This is a genomic window from Ketobacter sp. GenoA1, from assembly GCF_003671475.1.
Classification (GTDB): Bacteria; Pseudomonadota; Gammaproteobacteria; order Pseudomonadales; family Ketobacteraceae; genus Ketobacter.
The window spans coordinates 472,966-489,397 of sequence record NZ_RCHM01000009.1 but is presented as its reverse complement, the minus strand read 5'-3'; the positions used below and the strand labels follow the sequence as shown (position 1 = coordinate 489,397).

Here is a 16,432-nt window from a genome sequence, read left to right as displayed (position 1 = left end):
TGGCAGCGAGGCGTTAAGAGGGGGCTCCAAAAAAGAGGGTTCCATATGGAACCCCACATACCCTGGCTTTTATTTTTCAATCTGGGAAAGATCCCGCACGCCACCACGGTCCGCACTGGTGGCCAGGGCAGCATAAGCCCGCAACGCGGTGCTGACTTTGCGGGGGCGAAACTCCACCGGCTTCCATCCATCCTTGCCCTTGGCGTCCATGGCGGCACGACGTTGCGACAAGGTTTCATCGCTGAGCAACACATCAATGCTGCGGTTGGGGATATCAATGCGGATCAAATCGCCCTGCTGCACCAGGGCGATGGCTCCACCGGACGCAGACTCGGGTGACACGTGCCCGATGGACAAACCAGAGGTGCCTCCGGAAAACCGGCCATCGGTGAGCAACGCACACTGCTTGCCAAGCCCCTTGGATTTCAGATAACTGGTGGGGTACAACATTTCCTGCATACCCGGGCCGCCTTTGGGCCCTTCATAACGAATTACCACTACGTCACCGGCCTGCACTTCATCACCCAGAATGCCTTTCACCGCCGCATCCTGGCTTTCGTAAATGCGGGCAGGCCCTTCAAACACCAGAATACTCTCATCCACGCCAGCGGTTTTTACCACACAACCGTTCGGGGCGATATTACCAGACAGCACCGCCAAACCACCCTCGGTGGAGTATGCGTGTTCCAGCGAGCGAATACAGCCGTTGGCACGATCGGCGTCTACCGAGTCCCAGCGACAATCCTGGCTGAACGCCTGCTGGGTAGGAATACCGGCCGGCCCGGCCCGGAAGAACGTGTGCACAGCTTCGTCATCGGTCACCGTGATGTCCCACTTGGCAAGGGCTTCTTCCAGCGACGGGGCATGCACAGTGGCAACATCGGCATTCAGTAAACCCGCTCGATTCAGTTCCCCCAAAATACCCATAATGCCACCGGCACGGTGCACGTCCTCGATATGATACTGCTGGGTATTAGGGGCAACCTTGCACAGCTGCGGCACCTTACGCGACAGTCGATCGATGTCCTTCATACCGAAGTCCACTTCACCTTCCTGGGCAGCGGCCATCAGGTGCAGAATGGTGTTGGTCGAGCCGCCCATGGCAATGTCCAGGGTCATGGCGTTTTCGAACGCCTTGACGTTGGCGATGGCGCGGGGCAACACGGAATCATCATCCTGCTCGTAATAACGTTTGGTGATGGCCACGATCTGGCGCCCGGCTTCCAGAAACAGTTGCTCCCGGTCGGCGTGGGTTGCCAGCGTGGTGCCGTTACCCGGTAAGGAAAGCCCCAGGGCCTCGGTGAGGCAATTCATGGAATTGGCCGTAAACATACCGGAACAGGAGCCACAGGTGGGACACGCACTGCGCTCGTACATGTCAGCCTGCTCATCGGTGATATTAGGGTCGGCGGCGGCCACCATGGCATCCACCAGATCCAGTTTCACCACTTTATCGGCCAGTTTGGTTTTGCCCGCTTCCATGGGGCCACCGGAAACAAAAATCACCGGTATATTCAACCGCAAGGCGGCCATCAGCATGCCCGGGGTGATCTTGTCACAATTGGAAATACACACCAGTGCGTCAGCACAATGGGCGTTGACCATGTATTCCACCGAATCGGCAATGATCTCACGGGAGGGCAAACTGTAGAGCATGCCGTCATGGCCCATGGCAATACCATCATCCACTGCAATGGTGTTGAATTCCTTGGCTACCCCACCGGCCTTTTCAATTTCGCGGCAAACCAGTTGCCCCAGATCTTTCAGGTGCACGTGTCCGGGCACGAACTGGGTGAATGAATTCGCCACGGCGATAATGGGCTTCTGAAAATCGTCATCCTGCATGCCTGTGGCCCGCCACAGGGCACGGGCTCCCGCCATGTTACGACCTTGTGTGGAGGTTTTGGAACGATACGCCGGCATGATGCTCTCCTGCTCTACGGTATTGCTGTGCGCTGATAAAAAATCAAGGTTGCATAGGATAGCAGGAAGCGGCGCCTGTCGACAGAGATTCAGGCCCGCAGGGCACGACTGCCCAACACCACCATCATGACCTGACGCTCCAGGATGGCCAGGCGCTGTTCCCGCTTTTCCAGACTGATATCAAGGGCATTAAGCACGAAAGTGATCAGCAGTGAAAATATGGCATCGGACTCCACATCAAAGCCCACCTCGCCCATGCCTTTAAGCTGGGCGGCATCCCTCATGTCATTAGCCATTTCCCGCCGCATCATGGACAGCTCCCGCCGAATCAGCCGGCGGTATTCCGGGTTGGGATTCAGCCACTGCACGATCAACAGGCGCAACACTGGCTCAAAGCGGCTGACAGCCAGCAGGAACTCGCCCAGCAGGGTTTTCAGCGCCGGCTCCACGTCCTGGCTTACCATGGCGCGGCGTGCCCGCCGGGCCACCGCGCGCATCCGCAGCAGGCACTCGTCCACCAGGGCCAGGCCCAGCTCATCCATGTCGGTAAAGTGGTTATATAGGGAAGGGGCGGCCATGCCGGCGGCCCGAGCCACTTCGCGCAAGCCCAGAGCATCCGGTGAACGGCCCTCCTCCACCAGCTGCATGGCCGCAGCCAGTATGCGGCGGCGAGTGGCTTCTTTGCGGTCGGATCGACTGCTTTTTTGGCTGGCTGGAGGCATCAAGGGGCTCATTCAATAAACAAACAGATGTTAGTTTATTGAATTATGGTATGTTCGGCAATTTTTGTCCGAACAGGCTATTGACTTGGTTTCAAAGGGCGTCTAACTTAACTTACACTTGTAAGCTATCAAGGGTGAGAGATATGGAACATCTGGTGACTGGCGCCACCGGCTTTATTGGCCGTTTTGTGGTGGCGGAACTGTTACAACAACCCGATTGCGTGGTGCACGCTCTGGTTCGCAAGGGCTCTGAACACAAACTGGACCAGATTCGCCAACAACTGGGCTCCAATGGCCAACGCCTGCGCGCTCTCAGTGGGGACCTGACCCAGCCCGGGCTGGGATTATCCCGGGCGGATCAGCAGCGGTTACGGGGTAAGATCCGGCATCTATACCACCTGGCAGCGATTTACGACCTGCAAGCCGACGCCGACAGCCAGCAGCAAGCCAATGTGGAGGGCACCCGTCATGCCCTGCAGGCAGCCAGAACATTGCAGGTGGACTGCTTCCAGCACGCCAGCTCCATCGCCGTTGCCGGCCTGTATCCCGGGCAATTCACTGAAGCCATGTTTGAGGAAGGCACCGACTTCAATAACCCCTATTTCCTGACCAAACACCTGGCAGAGAAATGCGTGCGCGACGAAGCCGACGTGCCCTACCGGATTTACCGCCCCTCCATGGTGGTGGGCGATTCCCGCAGCGGCGCCATGGACAAGATCGATGGCCCCTACTACATCTTCAGGCTACTGGAGTTGGTGGGGCGGTTTGTGCCGGCCTGGGCCCCCTTACCGGGGCTGGAAGGCGGTCAATTCAATATCGTACCCGTGGACTATGTTGCCAAGGCCATGGTCCACATTGCGCATCAACCCGACCTGGACGGGCAATGTTTTTTTCTCACCGACGACCGCCACTACAGCCTGGCTGAGTTGATCAACCTGATTGCCGAGGTTTCCGGGCTGCCCGGTTTCCGTTGGGCCATCCCCAACCGCGCACTGGACAAACTACCCGCTTCAACCATTCCCACCCTGGCCCGTCAGTGGTGGATGAAAAAGTTCCTGTTGAGTCTGGACATTGCACCGGATGCCCTGGGCTTTATCACCTACAAAACCACGTTCGACCGTTCCAACGCCGCCAGGGCATTAGCAGGCTCCGGCATATCCCCACCACCACTGCCGGAGTACCTGCCGCGACTGTGGCAATACTGGCGCCAGCATCTGTCTCCACAACGCCCGCAGGCCCGCATCGAAAACCACGGTGTATTGTTGCGCAAACCCAGCCTTAAACCCTATCTTATGCGGGCTCGGGATCACTGGAAATGGAACACCAAACGCCTGCTGCATTCTCAGCAGGCGCTGCACGACCGGGTGGCAGGTAAAACCATACTGCTTACTGGGGCCAGTTCCGGTATCGGCGCACAGGTGGCGCACCAACTGGCCGCCGCCGGCGCCACTCTGATCCTGGTGGCGCGCAGCAAAGACAAACTGGATGCCATCGCTGAACAGATCCAGAACGAAGGCGGTACCGCCTTTGTGTATGCCACCGACCTCACCGTCGGGGACAGCATTGATCAGGTCTGCCAGCAGATTCTCAAACAGCATGGCGGCGTGGACATACTGATTAACAATGCCGGCCGCTCCATCCGCCGCTCCATCAAGTTCAGCCTCGATCGCTTCCACGATTACGAACGTACCATGCAGCTGAATTACTATGGCTCCGTGCGCATGGCCCTGAACCTGTTGCCGGGTATGCTGGAGCGGGGGGACGGACACATCGTCAACGTATCCACGGTCGGTGTGCAGGCCAATCCGGCCCGTTTTTCTGCTTATCTGGGATCGAAGTGGGCGTTGGAAGGCTGGAGCTGGGTGGCCGCCAACGAACTGGCGCACACCGGTGTTACGGTTTCCACCATCAATTATCCCCTGGTGCGCACCCCCATGATCGCCCCCACCAAAATATACGACTACACACCGGCCATGTCGCCGGAAACAGCGGTCAATTGGATGCTGGACATCATCATTACCCGCAACAAGCGCAAGGTGGGGCCCCTGGGCCTGGGCGCGCTGACCATGTATTACCTGCTGCCCAAAACTGCAGAAACCATCGTCAATGCAAGCTATCAAGCGGTCTACGAAGCACCGCCTGAGCCCCGTGCAAAAACCGCGAGAAAACAGAAGCGGAAGGCTCCGATTTAAGCGCCTTATTGCTGGTCTTGCAGCAGGATTTCTTTCATCAATCGGGACAGGTCCTGCAGCTGGGTGTCCTCACGGGCTGCCAGCTGCTGCACCACACCCACACGATCCATCTTACTGCGATTCTGACTCAGTTTGGCTTTGCCTTCGATTGCCCGGATTCTGATACGGAAAAACACCAGGGACTTGAGCATGGATTGCAACATACCGTGATCAAGCTCTGCCAGTGTCCAGCCTTCACCGTAACGCGCTTCGTTGACTTCACTGATACGCTCCAGCACCGACACCGACTCTGTCTCGGTTTTGATTAACTCGGCCTTGCCGGACACCTGCACCGAGACAAAATTCCAGGTGGGCACACCATTGGGCTGGCTGTACCAGCGGGGAGAAACATATCCATGGGGCCCATCAAAACACACCACCAGGTCGTCTGCCATTATCAGGCTTTGCCATTGTCCATTGGCCCGCCCCATGTGCCCCAGTAATTCGCCCTTTTCACGGTCGAGAAGAAACGGATATGAGTTGATTTCAATGCGCCCACGTTGACAGGTAGCCAGTTTGCCGAAACTCCAGCGTTCAACCCAGTCAAACAGCAGAGACCTGTCAGTAACAGAAAACGATTTTGGCGTGTACATCTAAAGGCCTGTAGTCTCTCATTCGGTAGCCGTCTGTACCCGGCCAATTTGTTTAATCAATACTAGATGCAACCACACCATCAGACAAATCAGCAGCATAGCCAGCGCGACCATGTTCAATCCCTGCCAGCCAATTTGTGCCAACAGGAAGCCAGCGCAGAGTGAGGCAACCCCCTGACAGGCAAATACAATAAAGTCGTTTGTGGCCTGCGCCTGAAACCGTTCCGGGCCGGGGTGCGTGGTCGCCACCATTTGGGTACCGGCCATAAACAACGCATTCCATCCACCACCGAGCAAGATCAATGCCGCCAGATAATGGGTCAGGGTGACGCCTGACAGCGCCAGATAAACGCAAGCAAGATTGCACAGCAGCCCCAACAAAGCGACCCAATAGACACCCAGGCGCTGCATTACGTAGCCGGTCAACAGTGACGGCAGAAACATGGCCACAATGTGCCATTGAATCACCGCTGAGGTATCGCTCAGGGACAATCCCTGATGATGATGCATGCTGATGGGCGTAGCCGTCATCACCAGGCTCATGACGGCAAAGGAGGTTGCACCGCAAATCACTCCCAGGGTGTAATCAGCCCGCCACAACGCCTTGCGCGGCAAACGAAGGGTTGGGGTGGCACTGGCCGTAACAGTGGCTCCGCGATAGAACCACATCAACGCGCCGCACAGCACGGCCAGTAGCATCAGAGCCAGAAAGGAACCCATATACGGATAATCAGGCACCCAGTTCACCGCCACCACTCCCAAGCGGGGGCCAATCATGGCAGCACCAATCCCGGCAAACAGAATCAGCGATACCGCCAGTGAGATGCGCTGGGGCTCTGCATTCTCAGCTGCCGCAAACCGAAACTGTTGGACGAAGGCCAGGGTGGAACCCAGCAGCGCCATGGCCACACAGAACAGGGCAAACGACTGGATCGCAATGGACACCATGGCCAATGCGCTGCCGGCCAGACACAACCCCACAGCGGCCAGGAACCCGCGCCGACGCCCGTGCGCCTGCGCCAGTCGCGCCGCGGGTAGGGTGCTGAGGGCCGTGCCCGCCACCAGCGTGCCCATGCCCAACGTGGCCCAGGCCTCCGATGGCGCCAGGCGCACACCAATAAAGCCATTGATCAAGACCAGCATGGGGGCCGTGCTGCCGAGGGTACAATGCCCCAGCACCAACAGAATCAGGTTTCTGATGTTCACGCTTAACAACAGGCTTCCGTAAGCAGTTATCCGTTAGCAGACTAAGGGCAGCGAACGCCGCCGTGATATTTTGCTCTTACATGCCAATGGCACACACATCGTCTCCGAACCATAATGAGAGATCGCAGGTGGTGCACCCGGAAACGGAGAAGCAGGCGGCCAGCAAAGCGGCCATGAGAATTCTTTTTGTCATGGTGTCTTTCCCTGAGGTGATGAAGCTCCACTTTACACGCTTGCGCGCCGGGTTTCCACAGGCCTGCATGGGCAGCGGATACGCTGTGAACGGCCACAAAAAAGCCCGCATAATGCGGGCTTTCCGGCCGTCAAACCTTTTGAGTTCGATCAGCGAGGCGCCATACGGATAGAGCCGTCCAGACGCACAACCTCACCATTGAAGAAACCGTTTTCAACCATCTGGCAGGCCAACTGACCATACTCGGGCGGATGCCCCAGACGCTTGGGAAACTGAGTCATCTCAACCAACGGCAACTTCACCGCATCCGGCGCAGCATTCATCAACGGTGTATTGAAAATGCCCGGAGCGATCACATTGACTCGAATACCGTAACTGGACAGATCACGGGCAATAGGCAGGGTCATCCCCACCACACCGCCTTTGGAAGCAGAATAGGCAACCTGCCCCACCTGACCATCAAACGCTGCCACCGAGGCAGTATTGATAATCACGCCACGTTCACCGTCTTCGGTGACAGGATCGTTCTTGGCCATGGCTTCCGCCGCCAGACGGGTAACGTTAAAGGTTCCCACCAGGTTCACGCTGATTACTTTCTGGAAAATCTCCAAGGAATGGGGGCCCTTGCTGCCGTAGGTTTTCATGGCCGAGCCGATGCCAGCACAGTTCACTGCCACATGCAGCGCACCAAAGGCTGTCAGCACATTGGCAATGGCAGCCTGGACCGAGGCTTCATCGGCCACGTTCACTTTTTCAAAACGGCAGTTGTCACCCAGTTCCGCCGCTGCTCCGTTGCCCGCCTCTTCATTGAGATCGAAAATGACAACCTTGGCACCCTTGGCCAGAAACGCTTCGGTGGTGGCTCGACCCAGACCGGATGCACCACCGGTGACCACGGCAACCTTATCTTGTAAATCCATGTTATGTCCTCTTAAGTCGGTGACTGTATCATCGTGTTATGTAAGGAGTATGACTATGGGGTCGAGAGTATACAGGGGCAATATCAACACGCAACTGGCCAAAACTGACAGTTAATTAGCCTTTTCAGTCAGTGAAGCCACTTCCGATTGACTTCAAAATTACAGACTGCGTACCCTTCCCTGCCACGCTCAGGATTGCGAGCTTTCAGCAGCAACGACCACACATTATATATAGGGAACCAGCCATGAAAGCGGTACTTTGTAAAGAATACGGGCCAGCGGAAAAGTTGGTGATCGAAGACATCCCCGCCCCCAGTATCGGCGCCGATGGCGTACTGATTGAGGTCAAGGCGGCGGGTATCAACTTCCCGGACACCCTGATCATTGAAAACAAATACCAGTTTAAACCGCCGCTGCCATTTATTCCCGGTACCGAAGTAGCTGGCATCGTAAAGCAAGTGGGTGAAACAGTGTCACAGGTAAAGCCCGGCGACAAGGTCATGGGATTCGCTTTTGTCGGTGCCTACGCTGAGCAAATCGTGGTCCCGGCGGCCAGTTGCTTTCCCATGCCCGACACCTTCAGTTTTGAGGAAGCGGCAGCCTTTACCATGATCTACGGCACCTCTTATTACGCTCTCAAGCAAAGGGGCCAACTGCGCAGCGGCGAAACCTTGCTGGTGCTGGGCGCTTCCGGCGGGGTGGGCATGGCGGCCGTGGAATTGGGCAAACTGATGGGTGCCACGGTGATTGCCGCCGGAGGAAATAACGATAAGCTGGCGGTGTGCCAGGAGCGCGGTGCAGATCACATCGTCAATTACAACGATGCCGACTGGAAAGATCAGGTGAAACAATTAACCGGTGGCAATGGCGCCGATGTGATCTATGACGCCGTGGGTGGCGAGTACACCCAGACCGCCCTGCGCTGTATCAACTGGGGTGGCCGTCTGCTGGTAATTGGCTTCGCCAGTGGCGACATCCCCCAGCTGGCCGCCAACCTGACGCTGCTGAAAAGCAGTTCCGTGGTCGGGGTATTCTGGGGTGCCTCGCTGGCCAAGGAGCCTGAAGCCAACCAGGAAAATTTCAAAGAGCTGTTCAACTGGTCCATGGAAGGTAAAATCAAACCCTATGTGTGTGCCAGCTATCCACTGGAACAGGTGGCAGATGCAATGAACCTGCTACTGCAAAGGAAGGCCGTAGGTAAAGTTGTATTGACCACGGATCAGGCTTCCCAATAACCAGACGATTGTAGGTAGTAGTATCATGTGGTTTATTTTTCGGTTTATCGTTGCCCTGCACATTCAGAAGATCAAGCCGACCCAATCCCTGCTCGACTGGGTGTTGGTGCCCTATCGGTGCATGCCCTGGGATCTGGATGCCAATATGCACATGAACAACGTAAAGTATTTAAAGTACCTGGAACGGAGCCGGGTTGAGCACATGATTCACACTCCCTGGCTGCAGGAAATGCATGGCCGGGGCTACAAGGCGCTGATCGCCAACACCGAAATCAGCTACGTGAAGGAGATCAAACCGTTCCAACGATTCAAGGCCGAGACCCGCATCAGCAGCTGGGATGAAAAGTACATCTACATCGAGCAGCTCTTTACCCACCGTGACACCGTCTTCACTGCGGCGGTGATCCGTATGGCCATGGTCAGCATCAAAAGCGGCCAGCGGGCATCCCCCGCCAGGGCATTTGAAGACATTCTGCCCGGTGTGATGCCACCGCCGTTGCCTGACAGCGCCCGCCACCTCAATCTGCTGGTGCAGGCGCAACGCAGTGAAACCCAGGCCATCGCCGCTGCCCATGCCGACGTCGATGCAGCCCCAAACCACAAAGACTCCCGCATGCAAAAGAAGACTTAGGAAACCACCCAATGACCGATCAAATACGCACAGAGGTTCAAGGCAACATTATCATCATTCGCCTGAACCGGGCTGACAAGAAAAACGCCCTTACCGGGGATATGTACAACGGCATTTCCGATGCTCTGGATCTACTTGAAAACGACCCGGGCCTGCGCGCCGGTGTTATTACCGGAACGGAAGATTGCTTTACCGCCGGCAATGACCTGGTGGACTTTCTCAACAGTTCCGGTATCGGCGGTGAATCACCGGTGGGCCGTTTCCTGCGTACGCTGCCTCACCTGAGTAAGCCGCTGGTGGCTGCGGTCAACGGCCCTGCGGTGGGTGTGGGCACCACCATGCTGATGCACTGTGATCTGGTATACGCCGCACCCGGCGCCAAATTCCAGATGCCGTTCGCTACCCTGGGTCTGTGCCCGGAAGCAGGCTCCAGCCTGCTGTTCCCTCAACTGATCGGCTATCGCAAAGCCGCCCGGCTGTTAATGCTGTGCGAAATGTTCGGTGCCGAAGAAGCGGTAGAGATGGGCATTGCCAATGAAGTGGTGGCGGCAGAAGAGTACCAGGCCCTGGCCATCACCAAGGCCGAACAACTGGCAAAACTGCCGCCGCGTTCCATTCGGGTCACCAAACAGCTACTGCGCAAGGGCAATGAAGAACAGTTGCGGGCGATTATGAAGCTGGAAGAAGACTACTTTACCGAGATGTTGCAGGGCGCTGAAGCCAAAGAAGCATTCAGCGCGTTTTTGGAAAAGCGCAAACCCGACTTTTCCCAGTTCAGCTAATTCCGGGTTAATGCGAAAGCGGCAACAATAAAGCGGCAAAAATAACAAGGGGGCGCTGCCGCCCCTTTATTATTGTTGCGCCGGATCACCTGCTACTGTCTGATCCCTTCCACGGAAATATAGATATCCACCACCTCGGAAGCCGGGCCAAGGTTGTAATCAATGCCAAAATCCTTCAGTTTTAATTGGGTTGTCGCCTCAAAACCCTGCCGGTAGCCACCCCAGGGGTCTTTGCCGCCGCCAATGTATTCAGCGTCCAAAGTCACCGGTTTGGTCACCCCCTTAAGTGTGAAGTCACCCGTAATCTTTGCGGTTCTCTCACCGGTTTTTTCGACACGGGTACTGACAAAAGTCGCCTCCGGGTATTTTGCCACCTCGAAAAAATCCTTGCCGCGTAAATGCTTGTCCCGCTCACCGTGGTTGGAATCCACGCTGGCAACATCAATGGTCACCTTGACTTTAGAGTTCTCAATATTTTTCTGATCCAGTACAAACTCACCGTCAAAGGTATTAAAGCGACCCAACAGCCAACTGAATCCCAGATGCTGGATCTTGAACTGGATAAAGGCATGGCTGCCTTCGGTATCCATTTTATAAGTCTCCGCTGCCTGCGCCATGCCGGAGGTCAGCAGGGCGAATCCCACTACCACCAACCCCAGTGAAGAACGTACATTGCGTTTCATAGTTTGCTCCTTTTGGTCATTGACCCTTGATGTAAACCATACGTATCAGCGTTGAATCCCGATCGACAAAATGATGCTTGAACGCCGCCAGGGCGTGCACAGTGGCCAGTCCGATCAGCCCCCATGCCGTCCACAGATGCAGGCTGCCTGCCCAATCGGCAAGGGCGGGGGACAACTCAAACAAGCCCGGCAACAGGGTCCACCCAAAGGCACTCAGGTCACTGCCTTCAGCAGTGGAAATCAGGTAGCCCGTGAGCGGAAGCAGTAACAACAGCAGATACAGTGCCCAATGTACACTGCGGGCAGCCGCCACCTGCCAGCCGGCTGCCGCCAGAATCGTTGGGGAACGGGATAATATTCGCCATAGAATGCGCGCCAAGCTCAGTACGGCCAGCACCACCCCGAACAATTTATGCCACTGAGGCAGCTCGTGATAGAGGGGATCATAGTAGGTCAGGTCCACCATGTAGAGCCCAACCCCAAACAGCGCCGCCACCAGCAGAAAGGACAACCAATGCAACACAATACTGACCACGCCGTACTGAGTTTCGGTGTTGATAAACATGACTGTGCACCCCGGTTGATTGACCCCACAAGCATCCCGTCCACCTTGGACACAATCAAATGAGAATGGTTCTGCTTACCATAAAAATAAACATTATCCCATAACTATCAATTAGTTACGGAAAAACTTCAGCAGCACACTTGCATTAATTGGTACTTTTTCACAATTTCATTGATCTATATTCGGTAGAAAATTTCATCAATCAGAGGACAATAGAACCCATCGGCGAAACGCTGGAGACAGTGATTGTCTTGGTCTTACTCCCGGCACAGGGAGCCAAGTTAAGGATTGCACCATGAACTTCAAGTCTATAACCGCGAGCTGGGCCATTGCCCTGTGCCTGTTGGGAATTTTCAGCCTGGTGAAACAACCGACCTTGGGCGAGAGCGCCGACGAATCCGTGATCAAGGTGCCACAGGAAAAAGCGCCCAAAAATGAAGAGCAGCTCAGCGAGCTGGAAGCCCGGGTATGGTGTGCACTGGATGGTCATCAGATAGCGCAAGTCCGTTTCAACGGTCAGCTGCATTCCCTGCAGGGCGCCATGGCAATCGCCCCTGAGTGGGATGGGAATGAGCTGACTGAGAACCAGGCGAAACTGATCAAACCCTGCATACAGCAGCGACTGCAGCATCTGACTGCCAACACACCGGGCCAACATCAGGAAGAGCCGGTACTGGCCTATCTGTTCACCCAGATTTAACAGGCGTTCCGTCGCCCTCAGGTAGTGGGCAACTTCACCACCACCGATTCGGTGGGATAGGCAATACACCCCAACACATAACCGTTTTTGGCATCGTCGATGGATAGCGAGTTGGGCTCGTCCATCAGCACCATTCCCGATTTGATTTTGATCTTGCAGGTCTGACAGTTACCCACTGTGCATTTCTGCGGGATATTCACGCCGTTGCGGCGAGCAGTCTCCAGCAAGGTCTCCACCTGTTTTTGCCGCACCCGCACGGTGTTCCCCAGCACGGTGGACGGAAGGAAGGTAATGGAGCGCGGTTTCAATTCATCCGATATCAGGCGCGCGGGGGGCGAACTGAAGGTTTCAATGTGGATGCGGGATTCCGAGATCCCGGCACTGTGGAACGCTTCGGTGCACTTACTGACCAAACCATAGGGGCCGCAGATATAGAACAGTGCACTGGAAGGATCGGATAGACGCGACAGTATTTTTTCCCCGTTGAGGCGGCGGTACGGGTCATGGCCATCCCCTTCCCGACGGGTGAATTGAAACCGTACCGACAGGCCCGGGTGTTCTTTTTCCAGTCTTTGCAGCTGGCGGTAGAAAATTGCCTGCTCCTGATTGCGGCAGGCGTAAATCAACTGAATTTGCGCCATCGGGTTTTTACCCAACAGATCCTTGATCAGAGAATACAGGGGTACAATCCCAACGCCGGCCGCCACCATCACGTAGCGCTGATCTTCCGGATGGGTGGTGGGCGCCACAAAATCCCCCATAGGGTCATCGATAAAGAAGTGATCTCCCACCCGTAGCGAACTGTAAAAATGGGAGGAGACACGGCCATGAAAGATACGCTGCACGGTAATCGCGTAGCGGTTTTCATCCGGGGCGCTGGAAAACGAGTAACAACGCTGAAAGATGGTCGGCCCCACCGGCAGCGATATGGTCACGCACTGCCCGGCTTTATAATTGAGGCGATACCCTTCTGTCAGTTCAAACTCAACCGTCACTGCACGGGAAGTTTCCCGGCGCACTCCGGTCACAACGGCTTCGTAGGCGTTTTCCATCAAGGTGGACGTGCTGCGAGGCACGGCATCCTGGCGGCGGGACAGCGGCAGTGCCCGACTGACCCGCTGCAACAGGCGCGCAGGCAACGTCTGGTTGATGGTTTTTGAAATCCGGTTCACAACGATTTCCCAAGTGCGAGCATTAACAACCGATCAACGGGCATTAAATCATATTACTGCACAGCATTACCATGCGCTTAATCAGCAAAAGCCCAGCAAATATGGGCAAGATCAACTATAAATGAAAATAAAGGAAGGAATACCATGGCATATGATCCCAATGACCCACTGTACAAGATGCTGCAGGATGAAGACATCAAAGCGTTCAACGCTGCCCGCCAGGCCGGTAAAACGGTGGACCTGCAGGGCGCATTGTTTCGCGGTATTGACCTGCGCAACATGAACGCGGATGGCTTGAATATGCAGGATGCCTACTTACGCGGCGCGGATCTGCGCGGGGTTGATCTCAGGAATACGCAACTGGAAGGCGCCAGCCTCTGTGATGCCAAGATCTCCGGCTGTTATTTTCCCAAAGAACTGAGCGCTGAAGAGATTCGGCTGTCGCAGGAAAAGGGTACCCGGTTGCGCTATTCACGCTAAGGGAAACGGCGGCCCCAGGGATTATTCATCCCAGAAACGCCGCAGCTGAAACGCGCAGTATCCAAGGGCAAACAACAGGTTGATCACAATACTGTTACGTACCGTATTGGAAAGCTGCTGCGGGGTCATGATGTCCTTGGCCAGGTGGGAGTCCGGCAGCCCCCACAGGGACAGCGCCACCATGATGGCGGCGATCACGAAAACCCCCGCAATCATCCCCACAAAGGCTTTGCCACGATTCAACCATTGGCGTATGGCGGCGTATTCGATAAAGCCATTGAGCGCGCTGCACAGTACCCAGGTCAACAAGAGCGAGCCCACCAGATAACCAGCCATCAGTGCTCCCGTGTTTGCGTGAATTCAACATCCGGCCAACGCTCCATGGTCAACTCCAGATTGACCCGGGTGGGCGCCAGATAGGTCAGGTAGCCACCGCCGTCCAGCGCCAGATTATCGTGGCACTTGCGCTTGAAATCTTCCAGCATCCTGGCATCGCTGCAGTAGACCCAGCGTGCGGTGGCAACGTTAATATTATCGTAGGCACATTCCACTTTGTATTCGTCCTTAAGCCGGTAGGCAACCACATCGAATTGCAACACCCCCACTGCCCCCACAATAACATCATTGTTGCGCAAGGGCATAAACACCTGGGTGGCCCCCTCTTCCGACAGCTGCTTGATGCCTTTCTGCAGTTGCTTGCTTTTCAACGGGTCTTTCAACTGTACACGGCGAAACAGCTCCGGAGCAAAGTGGGGAATGCCCTGAAAACTCATGGTCTCTCCGCTGGTGAAGGTATCCCCAATCTGAATGGTGCCATGGTTGTGCAGGCCAATAATATCCCCCGGCCAGGCATCCTCCAGGTGAGCACGCTCTCCGGCCCGGAAAGTGAGCGCATCGGAGATACGCACGTCTTTTCCAAGCCGCACATGGCGCATTTTCATGCCTTTTTCATAGTGACCGGAGCACACCCGCATAAAGGCAATTCGATCCCGGTGTTTAGGATCCATATTGGCCTGGATCTTAAATACGAAGCCGGAAAACGCCTCGTCGGTGGCCTCCACTTTGCGGGTGTCGGTAGCCCGCGATTGCGGCGACGGAGCCCAGCTCACCAGGCCATCCAGCAAATGGTCCACGCCAAAATTACCCAGCGCCGTACCAAAAAACACCGGCGTCAGTTTCCCTTCCAGAAAGGCCTGCAGATTGAACTCATGACTGGCACCCTGCACCAGCTCAAGCTCCTCCCGCAGGTCATTGGCCAGGTCACCCACGGCCTCATCCAGCTCCGGATTATTCAGCCCCTTGATGGCACGCACTTCCTGAATGGTATGGCCCTGGCCGGTGCGGTACAGGTAGGTGGTGTCCTGATACAGGTTATAAACCCCTTTGAACAGCTTACCCATGCCGATGGGCCAGGTGATGGGCGCGCAGTCAATGTTGAGGATACGCTCTATTTCATCCAGCAAATCGATGGGGTCACGGATATCCCGGTCAAGTTTATTGATGAACGACAGAATGGGCGTATCCCGCAGGCGACAGACATCCATCAACTTGATGGTGCGGGGCTCCACCCCCTTGGCGCCATCAATCACCATCAGGGCGGAATCCACGGCAGTCAGGGTGCGGTAGGTATCTTCGGAAAAGTCTTCGTGGCCCGGGGTGTCCAGCAGATTGACAATACAGTCCTTGTAGGGAAACTGCATGACCGAGGTGGTCACGGAAATACCCCGCTCCTTTTCCATTTCCATCCAGTCAGAGGTGGCATGACGGTCGGAACCACGGCCTTTTACCGTTCCCGCCACCTGGATCTGGTTGCCGTAAAGCAGCAGCTTCTCCGTCATGGTGGTTTTACCCGCATCCGGGTGGGAGATGATAGCAAACGTACGTCTGCTATTGATTTCGTTTAGAAATTCGGCACTTGCCATGGTATCCGCGCCCCGTTTGGTACAGGCAGCTGTACCAAGTAATGAGTTGCATGCCCCATCAAACCAACGGGGCGACTAAAAAAGACGCAACATTATAGCGGAAGATGGTTTGCCTATAAATCGCTTACATGAAGCTGCCCGCGATACATCTGCATCTGGCAGTGAAACTCATAGACACCCTGCTCCAGCGCAGGTAACTGCAGGCTTCTGGTTTTGTTCAAAGGCAATTGTTCGCTGATATTCAAGGCGGGAAACTGGACCATCTCCGCACAGGGCGAAGCGTCTTTGCGGAGGAAGCGGAGGGTCGCCGGCTGCCCTGGCGGAATCCGGATGTGAGCAGGCTGATACACGCCGTTTTCAACCACAATGACGCTGTCTTCCTGATCCAGCGCCTGACTTTGGGGTTTATACAACCAAAACCACCAGACTATCAGCACAATCAAGGCCAGCCCGGCAATATTAACGATGATCATA

Annotated in this window: 17 protein-coding genes; 6 read left to right on the top strand and 11 right to left on the bottom strand. The window is 55.7% G+C overall.

Annotation, left to right across the window (positions count from 1 at the left end; genetic code table 11):
* Window positions 1-69: 69 nt before the first annotated feature.
* Together ilvD and D9N13_RS03655 are read right to left on the bottom strand one after the other, a co-directional pair.
* Entirely contained in the window at window positions 70-1,923 is a 1,854-nt protein-coding gene (gene ilvD, locus D9N13_RS03660; protein ID WP_290585974.1) for a dihydroxy-acid dehydratase, read from the bottom strand.
* 89 nt (window positions 1,924-2,012) lie between these two features.
* Window positions 2,013-2,645, bottom strand: coding sequence for a TetR family transcriptional regulator (locus tag D9N13_RS03655; protein ID WP_290585971.1), 633 nt, complete (start codon window positions 2,643-2,645; stop codon window positions 2,013-2,015).
* A gap of 143 nt (window positions 2,646-2,788) precedes the next feature.
* Here D9N13_RS03655 and D9N13_RS03650 point away from each other — a divergent pair, with 143 nt between their 5' ends.
* Window positions 2,789-4,837 (top strand): SDR family NAD(P)-dependent oxidoreductase, encoded by a 2,049-nt coding sequence (locus tag D9N13_RS03650; RefSeq protein ID WP_290585968.1) that lies wholly within the window; start codon window positions 2,789-2,791, stop codon window positions 4,835-4,837.
* A gap of 5 nt (window positions 4,838-4,842) precedes the next feature.
* Here the strand turns inward: D9N13_RS03650 and D9N13_RS03645 are convergent, their stop codons facing one another.
* The 3 genes from D9N13_RS03645 to D9N13_RS03635 all read right to left on the bottom strand — a co-directional run bounded on the left by D9N13_RS03645 (window position 4,843) and on the right by D9N13_RS03635 (window position 7,788).
* Window positions 4,843-5,469: an FMN-binding negative transcriptional regulator gene (locus D9N13_RS03645; protein ID WP_290585965.1), complete on the bottom strand. Its 627-nt coding sequence runs from the start codon at window positions 5,467-5,469 to the stop codon at window positions 4,843-4,845.
* An 18-nt stretch (window positions 5,470-5,487) separates the two neighbouring features.
* Complete coding sequence (locus D9N13_RS03640) at window positions 5,488-6,675, bottom strand: MFS transporter (protein WP_290585962.1); 1,188 nt, start codon at window positions 6,673-6,675, stop codon at window positions 5,488-5,490.
* 342 nt (window positions 6,676-7,017) lie between these two features.
* Window positions 7,018-7,788, bottom strand: coding sequence for a 3-hydroxyacyl-CoA dehydrogenase (locus tag D9N13_RS03635; RefSeq protein ID WP_290585960.1), 771 nt, complete (start codon window positions 7,786-7,788; stop codon window positions 7,018-7,020).
* Between the two features lie 245 nt (window positions 7,789-8,033).
* Between D9N13_RS03635 and D9N13_RS03630 the strand changes: the two genes are divergently transcribed.
* The 3 genes from D9N13_RS03630 to D9N13_RS03620 are packed head-to-tail and all read left to right on the top strand — an operon-like array spanning window position 8,034 to window position 10,436.
* Window positions 8,034-9,023, top strand: coding sequence for an NADPH:quinone oxidoreductase family protein (locus tag D9N13_RS03630; protein ID WP_290585957.1), 990 nt, complete (start codon window positions 8,034-8,036; stop codon window positions 9,021-9,023).
* A 25-nt stretch (window positions 9,024-9,048) separates the two neighbouring features.
* The gene (locus tag D9N13_RS03625) at window positions 9,049-9,654 is read left to right on the top strand and encodes an acyl-CoA thioesterase (RefSeq protein ID WP_290585954.1); all 606 of its coding nucleotides are present in this window, start codon (window positions 9,049-9,051) and stop codon (window positions 9,652-9,654) included.
* Window positions 9,655-9,665: 11 nt separating this feature from the next.
* Window positions 9,666-10,436: an enoyl-CoA hydratase gene (locus D9N13_RS03620; protein WP_290585951.1), complete on the top strand. Its 771-nt coding sequence runs from the start codon at window positions 9,666-9,668 to the stop codon at window positions 10,434-10,436.
* A gap of 92 nt (window positions 10,437-10,528) precedes the next feature.
* On the opposite strand, the gene D9N13_RS03615 is transcribed toward D9N13_RS03620, so the two are convergent.
* Both D9N13_RS03615 and D9N13_RS03610 read right to left on the bottom strand, forming a co-directional pair.
* Complete coding sequence (locus tag D9N13_RS03615; RefSeq protein ID WP_290585947.1) at window positions 10,529-11,119, bottom strand: YceI family protein; 591 nt, start codon at window positions 11,117-11,119, stop codon at window positions 10,529-10,531.
* 16 nt (window positions 11,120-11,135) lie between these two features.
* Window positions 11,136-11,684, bottom strand: a complete 549-nt coding sequence (locus D9N13_RS03610) for a cytochrome b (RefSeq protein ID WP_290585944.1) — start codon at window positions 11,682-11,684, stop codon at window positions 11,136-11,138.
* A gap of 295 nt (window positions 11,685-11,979) precedes the next feature.
* Here D9N13_RS03610 and D9N13_RS03605 point away from each other — a divergent pair, with 295 nt between their 5' ends.
* Window positions 11,980-12,384 (top strand): hypothetical protein, encoded by a 405-nt coding sequence (locus D9N13_RS03605; protein WP_290585941.1) that lies wholly within the window; start codon window positions 11,980-11,982, stop codon window positions 12,382-12,384.
* Between the two features lie 17 nt (window positions 12,385-12,401).
* Here the strand turns inward: D9N13_RS03605 and D9N13_RS03600 are convergent, their stop codons facing one another.
* Window positions 12,402-13,556: an iron-sulfur cluster-binding domain-containing protein gene (locus D9N13_RS03600; protein ID WP_290585938.1), complete on the bottom strand. Its 1,155-nt coding sequence runs from the start codon at window positions 13,554-13,556 to the stop codon at window positions 12,402-12,404.
* Between the two features lie 144 nt (window positions 13,557-13,700).
* On the opposite strand from D9N13_RS03600, the gene D9N13_RS03595 reads away from it, so the two are divergent.
* Entirely contained in the window at window positions 13,701-14,036 is a 336-nt protein-coding gene (locus D9N13_RS03595) for a pentapeptide repeat-containing protein (RefSeq protein WP_290585935.1), read from the top strand.
* Window positions 14,037-14,057: 21 nt separating this feature from the next.
* Here the strand turns inward: D9N13_RS03595 and D9N13_RS03590 are convergent, their stop codons facing one another.
* The 3 genes from D9N13_RS03590 to D9N13_RS03580 all read right to left on the bottom strand — a co-directional run bounded on the left by D9N13_RS03590 (window position 14,058) and on the right by D9N13_RS03580 (window position 16,431).
* On the bottom strand, window positions 14,058-14,372 hold the full coding sequence (locus tag D9N13_RS03590) for a hypothetical protein (protein ID WP_290585932.1): 315 nt from the start codon (window positions 14,370-14,372) through the stop codon (window positions 14,058-14,060).
* Window positions 14,372-15,958 carry a peptide chain release factor 3 gene (gene prfC, locus D9N13_RS03585; RefSeq protein ID WP_290585929.1) on the bottom strand — a complete coding sequence of 529 codons (1,587 nt, stop codon included), beginning with the start codon at window positions 15,956-15,958 and terminating at the stop codon, window positions 14,372-14,374. The genes D9N13_RS03590 and prfC overlap by 1 nt, the downstream gene beginning before the upstream one ends.
* Before the next feature lie 113 nt (window positions 15,959-16,071).
* Window positions 16,072-16,431 carry a cupredoxin domain-containing protein gene (locus tag D9N13_RS03580; RefSeq protein WP_290585926.1) on the bottom strand — a complete coding sequence of 120 codons (360 nt, stop codon included), beginning with the start codon at window positions 16,429-16,431 and terminating at the stop codon, window positions 16,072-16,074.
* Window position 16,432 lies beyond the last annotated feature (1 nt).

Excerpts from the sequence above, each read along its gene's own strand:
- D9N13_RS03605 (WP_290585941.1), top strand. The coding sequence starts at position 11,980 with ATGAACTTCAAGTCTATAACCGCGAGCTGGGCCATTGCCCTGTGCCTG.
- D9N13_RS03635 (WP_290585960.1), bottom strand. The coding sequence starts at position 7,788 with ATGGATTTACAAGATAAGGTTGCCGTGGTCACCGGTGGTGCATCCGGT.
- D9N13_RS03580 (WP_290585926.1), bottom strand. The coding sequence starts at position 16,431 with ATGATCATCGTTAATATTGCCGGGCTGGCCTTGATTGTGCTGATAGTC.
- D9N13_RS03590 (WP_290585932.1), bottom strand. The coding sequence starts at position 14,372 with ATGGCTGGTTATCTGGTGGGCTCGCTCTTGTTGACCTGGGTACTGTGC.
- D9N13_RS03650 (WP_290585968.1), top strand. The coding sequence starts at position 2,789 with ATGGAACATCTGGTGACTGGCGCCACCGGCTTTATTGGCCGTTTTGTG.
- D9N13_RS03620 (WP_290585951.1), top strand. The coding sequence starts at position 9,666 with ATGACCGATCAAATACGCACAGAGGTTCAAGGCAACATTATCATCATT.
- D9N13_RS03610 (WP_290585944.1), bottom strand. The coding sequence starts at position 11,684 with ATGTTTATCAACACCGAAACTCAGTACGGCGTGGTCAGTATTGTGTTG.
- D9N13_RS03630 (WP_290585957.1), top strand. The coding sequence starts at position 8,034 with ATGAAAGCGGTACTTTGTAAAGAATACGGGCCAGCGGAAAAGTTGGTG.
- D9N13_RS03645 (WP_290585965.1), bottom strand. The coding sequence starts at position 5,469 with ATGTACACGCCAAAATCGTTTTCTGTTACTGACAGGTCTCTGCTGTTT.
- D9N13_RS03595 (WP_290585935.1), top strand. The coding sequence starts at position 13,701 with ATGGCATATGATCCCAATGACCCACTGTACAAGATGCTGCAGGATGAA.
- D9N13_RS03615 (WP_290585947.1), bottom strand. The coding sequence starts at position 11,119 with ATGAAACGCAATGTACGTTCTTCACTGGGGTTGGTGGTAGTGGGATTC.
- D9N13_RS03625 (WP_290585954.1), top strand. The coding sequence starts at position 9,049 with ATGTGGTTTATTTTTCGGTTTATCGTTGCCCTGCACATTCAGAAGATC.
- ilvD (WP_290585974.1), bottom strand. The coding sequence starts at position 1,923 with ATGCCGGCGTATCGTTCCAAAACCTCCACACAAGGTCGTAACATGGCG.
- D9N13_RS03655 (WP_290585971.1), bottom strand. The coding sequence starts at position 2,645 with ATGCCTCCAGCCAGCCAAAAAAGCAGTCGATCCGACCGCAAAGAAGCC.
- prfC (WP_290585929.1), bottom strand. The coding sequence starts at position 15,958 with ATGGCAAGTGCCGAATTTCTAAACGAAATCAATAGCAGACGTACGTTT.